This is a genomic window from Chitinophaga sp., from assembly GCF_036566945.1.
In the GTDB taxonomy this organism is placed as follows: domain Bacteria; phylum Bacteroidota; class Bacteroidia; order Chitinophagales; family Chitinophagaceae; genus Chitinophaga.
In genome coordinates this window covers 1-6,085 of sequence record NZ_DATCVJ010000137.1, presented here as the reverse complement: position 1 = coordinate 6,085, position 6,085 = coordinate 1, and the positions used below count along the sequence as shown (strand labels likewise).

General features: G+C 47.3%; 4 protein-coding genes. All 4 read right to left on the bottom strand.

The window, feature by feature from the left end:
• Positions 1-196: 196 nt before the first annotated feature.
• The gene (locus VIP81_RS03985; protein ID WP_331957186.1) at positions 197-1,234 is read right to left on the bottom strand and encodes a DUF4998 domain-containing protein; all 1,038 of its coding nucleotides are present in this window, start codon (positions 1,232-1,234) and stop codon (positions 197-199) included.
• A gap of 17 nt (positions 1,235-1,251) precedes the next feature.
• Positions 1,252-2,445, bottom strand: coding sequence for a DUF5000 domain-containing lipoprotein (locus tag VIP81_RS03980; RefSeq protein WP_331957185.1), 1,194 nt, complete (start codon positions 2,443-2,445; stop codon positions 1,252-1,254).
• A gap of 25 nt (positions 2,446-2,470) precedes the next feature.
• The gene (locus tag VIP81_RS03975; RefSeq protein WP_331957184.1) at positions 2,471-4,399 is read right to left on the bottom strand and encodes a RagB/SusD family nutrient uptake outer membrane protein; all 1,929 of its coding nucleotides are present in this window, start codon (positions 4,397-4,399) and stop codon (positions 2,471-2,473) included.
• A gap of 12 nt (positions 4,400-4,411) precedes the next feature.
• The coding region (locus VIP81_RS03970) for a SusC/RagA family TonB-linked outer membrane protein (RefSeq protein ID WP_331957183.1) at positions 4,412-6,085 on the bottom strand (1,674 nt) is incomplete at its 5' end.

Here is a 6,085-nt window from a genome sequence, read left to right as displayed (position 1 = left end):
CTTATCACTGTAACAACAACAACATTTTTACTAACAGTAAAAGGCTCAATAACCTTCTAACCTAAATTAAGTAAGAGGTTATTGAGCCTTTTTGGCAAGAGTTGTGCAACAGCCACTAAAGGCCAGCCCTGGTTTTTTATTTTTGCTGAATAATGGGGTTAACCAGTCAACATATTTGCACACGCATCGGTGTTGGCTATTCTAATGTCAGGGTTTCATCTACTTCGCGCTCGTCTCCGGCCGTGTTGGTATAATCCGTGATCACATGGATGGTACCAGTCGCCTTATCATAAGTGGCACTCACCACCTTGAACGAACCCGGTTTAATTCCTGCCAGCATCGTTGTATTGGCGGCCACCGATAGGGTGGTGCCGTTATAGGTCAGCACGTATTTCCAGGCATTGGCGGCAAGATTGGCGTAGTCAACTTCCACCTGCGTGGCATTGAGTTCTACGGCTTCCTTCTCCCCACTTAATACAGTGGTACCTGCCACTACGTTGTTGGTCTTTGGACCGGTGTAGTTGGTACGCATGCCACTGCTCACATACCAGCTGGAAAGCGCATTCTCTTTGATCAACGTATCGGCTTTTGATGCATGGAGCGTATCAATTGCATTAGGTTCCGGCCGATAGGCAGAAGTGACCGTTATTTTTGTGCCATAACGATAACCCGGCAGTACGGTACTCTCTTCTGCATTGTTTACCACCACCGTCTTAATACCGGCATCGGTAGTCGTATATCGGACGGTCGTGAAGATGCTGTTGGCAGGAGCGGCCGCCCAGTCTATCCCCAAACCATCCCGGGTAACATAGGTACTGGTGGCGCTGCGGTTACCCACACCGTCTTCATATTGTGCGCCATATACGTTTCCTACCGCAAATACGGGGATGGATATATTATTTTTAGCATCGTAGGTGCGGACCTCAATACTGATGGCACCTTCTATCAGGTTGCTGATAACAGCGCTGGCAGTGTCTACATAGCCTTTGCGAACCACAGGCACTTCCAGCGAATCCTGGCGGCTATTCCAGAAAAGGCGGTATTTGGTAATTTTGGGATCTGAGGTGAAAAGACCTGTCACCAACACCCTGTTTTTCCCGGCAAAAACTTTTACCGAATCCATGATACCGGGATAAGGGATTTCGCCACTCTGCTGGAATTTTTTGTAATCATCCATCTTTGAACACCCGGCGAGAGCGGCGATCGTGAACAGATATAAGCAATATTTTTTCATGTGGTTGATATTTAAGTTTACAGAGAGGCGCCCCATATCTTCATTTGAGAAATAGAGAAACCATAATGTCCCTGCCAGGTACGCAGCAGCTTAAACCGCAGGTATTTGTAGGCAGGTAAGCCGGCAGGGAAATCAAACTCCCATCCAGCGGCAGCCGCCTGCTGATCACTGGTGGTTTCTGTGCCGTAAGGCTGGCCGGAAGGTTTGATGACCTCACCGTCGCGCAGCTTGGTCCAGCTGCCCCAGCTACCATCAGGCGCAGGATTGTTGGAACCATATACCTCAAATAACCGCACATTACCCCTGATATAGTAGTTGCTGCCAATTTCCATGTAAGGGAAAAATTTGAAACGGCTTAAGATGGTTGCCTTACCAAGATTAATGGTAATGGATACCGGACCGCCGGCAGATTCATCGGTGAAGGCAGATGGCCACTGACTGGCAGAACGGCCATCCCACATCATTTCTTGATTGGTGGAATACACAAACTTTGCATCATTGGGTAAGTGCACCGCGCTGAAGTTCAGGCGGTCCAGCATCTGTTCAAAGATGGGTTTGAGCGTAGCATAAATGGTATCGGTATGATTCAGAAAACGATCCCGTATACTCACGGCAAATTTTGTGGGCACTGTATCCAGTCCCCTGATATTCCGGTTGATCAGCGAATCCTCCGTGTAGATATTATCCAGTGGAGAATAGCCTCCTTTGCCGGTAGAATCATACAGTGGCATGATGACCAGCGGGTACCTGAATATATTAACCGCCTGGATATTGATGCCGCCAAAGGTGGCCACTACCTTCATGTTTCTGTACGTGAGGGTAATAGGAGCTACTAATGGTTGTACGGTAATCGTTACCGGCGTAGAGGCTTCCTCTCCGCGATTGACCGCATACAATTGTACCTGGTGTGTGAGCGTATCACCAAAGCCATCCAGGGTCATACGATTGGTGTAGTAGGACGCCTTTACTTCCCTTTTGGTTCCGTTGCCTACATCGTATACGGCTTTTACGTAAGCCAGGTCCGGATTATCCGGAAATTGATAGATGATATTGGCAAATCCGTTACGATTCTCAATTTGTACCTGGGACACTTCACCAGGAGCCCCCTTACTCTTTTCTATAGGAGCGCGCAGTAGATCCTGCTTGCAGGCAGAAAAGAGTATAGTCATGCACGTTGTTGCAAAAATGTGCTGGATTATATGTTTGTTCATCGGATATTATTTTAATTGCCAAAAGTTACCAGCCTGGATTTTGTACCAGGTTGGGGTTTACACGCATATCTGCTTCTGAAATTGGCCAGAAATAGTCTCTCGGCACCACAAACCGCTGTGAATAAAAAGTGATGGGCTTATAATACAGGCTGGCATCGGATTGATTGGTATCCCATCCCTGTACGTTTCCATTTAACTGTAAACCGGCTTCTTTCCATCTTCTGAGATCCCAGAACCGTTGTCCTTCGAAAGCCAGTTCTATGCCTCTTTCCTGGTGAATGATAGCGCGCATCCCATCTTTGGTGGTGAACTTGGTGGGGTTGTTGGAGTATTGTGTCCAGGAGGCGGCCACCGTCTTTAATCCTGCACGGGCACGAATCCGGTTCAGGTATTCCTGTACTTCAGCAGTAGGACCCTGTGCTTCATTCAGTGCTTCTGCATATAACAGGTACAGATCTGCCAGGCGGATGTCCGGCCAGGCGTAGTTCTCGATGTATACCGCGTTGCTGGATTGCCAGATGAATTTACGATTCACCAGTTTTTTAGGATAATAACCGGTAACAGGGATATTTAAACCACTTCCGAATTGTCCTTTTTTACATTGCAGCGTCCAGGTGTCGTTATCAGAATTACTGGGACTGTTGGTCATATACCATACGCCTCCATCAAACCCCAGGGAGCTGTAAAAGCGGGGCTCGCGGTCGAAATTGATCCTGGCAGTCTGGTAATTCTCGATGATGTTATATTTTTCTGCGGTAGTACCTGTGCGCAGTTGCGTAGCACTGGAAAAATTCAGTGTTTTGTCTTCCCCAATGGGTACGCCATTTTGCGTATAAAACATATTCACCAGTTTGAGCGTGGGCGCCAATACAGCAATAGAACCTGTGTTGGTAGCCTGTTCCGGATCGATATGTCCCATGGCAAATGCTTGTAGCGAAATGGTCTGAGAATTGGTGAGCGGCCAGATCACTTCGCTATTCAGCGGTTCTGATACTGCGCCTCTCAAACTCATCTGAATCCGCGTGGTGTCTGTAAGATTAAATTCTGAGGCAGAAGGAAACTCGTAGAGTTTAATACCGGTGGCTTCCGCTGCTGTTATGGCTTCCTTGCACGCATCTGCGGCGCGTTGCCATTTTGCGGCACTGAAGGAAGCGTTGAACATAGGAGTGCCCTCTTTGTCTTTAAAAGTGCCATAGTCGGGGTTGCCGTTGAACAACGGACTGGCAGCCATCACCAGCAGTTTAGCTTTTACCGCTTTTGAAATCGCGCTGGTAATACGACCCATCTCTGTAGCATTGTTTTGAATTCTATCTGGTAATTTCATGGTGGCAGAATCCAGCAACTGCGCAATATAATTTACGGCAGAATCTACCGGTACGCGCTTTACCCGCATCTGGTCAATGGGTGCGTCTATCGCCAGGTTTTTATCAACGATAACGATGGGGCCATATTGACGCAGGAGTAAAAAATGATAGTAGGCTTTCAGAAACTGCGCTTCTGCTGTCCAGCGAATACGCATGTCAATACGGAGATCCGGTATGGCGGTAGGGTCTTCCACATGTTCCAGGAAAACGTTACAATCCCGGATGGCCTGATAATAAGAACCGAAGCCACTCCAGGTGTTAACGTATGGAGTCGCTTTATTCTGATTACCTCTTCCTATATTCCACACATAATCGCTGATTCTCACGGTGGGATATTCCATCCACATTTCATCCGCACCCATATACGCAGGGTTGTTCTGTACCTCGCCATCCTGTGGCAGATAAGAATAACAGGTAAATAAATATTTCTCCGCTTCTGCAGCCGAATTGAAGGCCAGTTCTACGGTGGCGATATTGTCTGGTGTAACGTCCAGGAATGCCTTTTTGCAGGACGGCGCCAGCAAAGTAGTACAACCCAGTACGATTACGCCACGTATAAAATTTTTGTATTGTTGTTTGATCATCATCATACAGTTGAAAGTTTAAAATCCAATGAGCGCACCAATGTTGTAAATACGCTGTACGGGATAGCCAAGACCATTACCGCCCATTTCAGGATCCCATAGTTTGAATTTGCTGAACGTGAGCAGGTTCATACCGTTGAGATAAAGTCTTCCGCTGTAAATACCCACCCGCTTTAAGAGTGTACGGGGGAAGTTGTATCCCAGCTCCACGGTTTTTAAACGTAGGAAAGATCCGTTTTGCAACCACCAGGTAGACGATTGCACATTATTTGTTACATAGGTGTTGCTGAGCCTGGGCCAGAAAGCATAGGAGTTACGGTTGTCTTCTGACCAGTGGTCTTTTGCGATGACATCCAGTAAGCCGCTCTGGTAGCCGCTGGACAGGTACTCGTTGCTGTTTAACGGATTCACCGGACCGGAAATAAACGGAGAAACCGCAGATGGATTTATAGAGAAGGAACTACGCGCAGATCCCTGGAAAAACATACTGAAATCAAATGCCTTATAACCGGCAGAGAATCCAAATCCATATAATATTTCAGGGAATTCCGGCAATCCGATGGGCACTATATCATCTGTCGTGATCTGTCCATCGCCGCTAACATCGCGGTATTTAATATCGCCGGCCATATAGTTGCCAAGCTGCCGCGGTGAGTTGGCTACGTCTTTATCATCTACAAACAAACGCTCTGCAATGAAGCCCCAACGCTGTTTCAGTGAATGACCTACCGCCGAAAGATATTCTTTGCCGGCGCCATAATCCGGTTCTTCGTTAACAAGCAATTTGCTGGTAGCATAGGTAAATGTACCGCGTGCCTGAATCCACACATCTGTGCCATAAGATTTCTTATAATCAAGTGCCAGATCAATACCACTGCTGGCCGCTTCACCGGTATTCGCCTGCGGCGTTACCTGCAATCCTACGGTAGAAGGGATATCGGCACGTGTCATGAGAATATTACTACGCCTGTTTTTATAACCATCAACGGTAACAGTGAACGCATTGAAAATGGTGAGGTCCATACCATAGTTCAACTGTTTGGATAATTCCCAGGTAACATTGCTGTTGCCATAACGGGAAGTGGAAACACCCGGACGGGCATATCCGAAACGCTCTCCGAACACCGCGCCGCGGGAGAAATCATTCAGGTTTACCTGCGACAGGAAGAAGAAGCGATCGTTGTCATTGCCTATCTGGTCGTTACCCACCAAACCGAAGGTGGCCCTGAATTTCAGGTTGTCAACTACGCCATGCAATCCCTTGAAAAACTTTTCATTGGATACTACCCAACCTGCACCAATGGAAGGGAAAAAGCCATAACGATTGTTTTTGGCAAAACGTTCAGACCCGTTGTAACCAAAGTTAAACTCCGCCAGATAACGATCATCATAACCATAGGTAAAGCGTCCGCTTACACCCAGGTTTCGTTTCGGCAGTGATAACTGCAAACTGGTTACTCCACCGGCCAGGTAGTTGTTCATACGGCCAATGAGCATACCTGTTATATTATTTTTACCGAAAGTATTACCGTAGTTGATCTGCGCGTCCAGGTAAGTAGTGGTATTTTGTTTACGGTCGCCTGGTACATAATCCAGGTACTCGGTAGGAGCGGCGCCGCCTATCTGTCCAATGCCCGGAATATTATTATTTAACTGGTTGATGCCGGCCACTGATTTTCCATCTTCCGAATA

What these genes read in the sequence shown, in the direction of transcription:
- VIP81_RS03985 (WP_331957186.1), bottom strand. Translation starts at nt 1,234, where the DNA reads ATGAAAAAATATTGCTTATATCTGTTCACGATCGCCGCTCTCGCCGGG.
- VIP81_RS03980 (WP_331957185.1), bottom strand. Translation starts at nt 2,445, where the DNA reads ATGAACAAACATATAATCCAGCACATTTTTGCAACAACGTGCATGACT.
- VIP81_RS03975 (WP_331957184.1), bottom strand. Translation starts at nt 4,399, where the DNA reads ATGATGATGATCAAACAACAATACAAAAATTTTATACGTGGCGTAATC.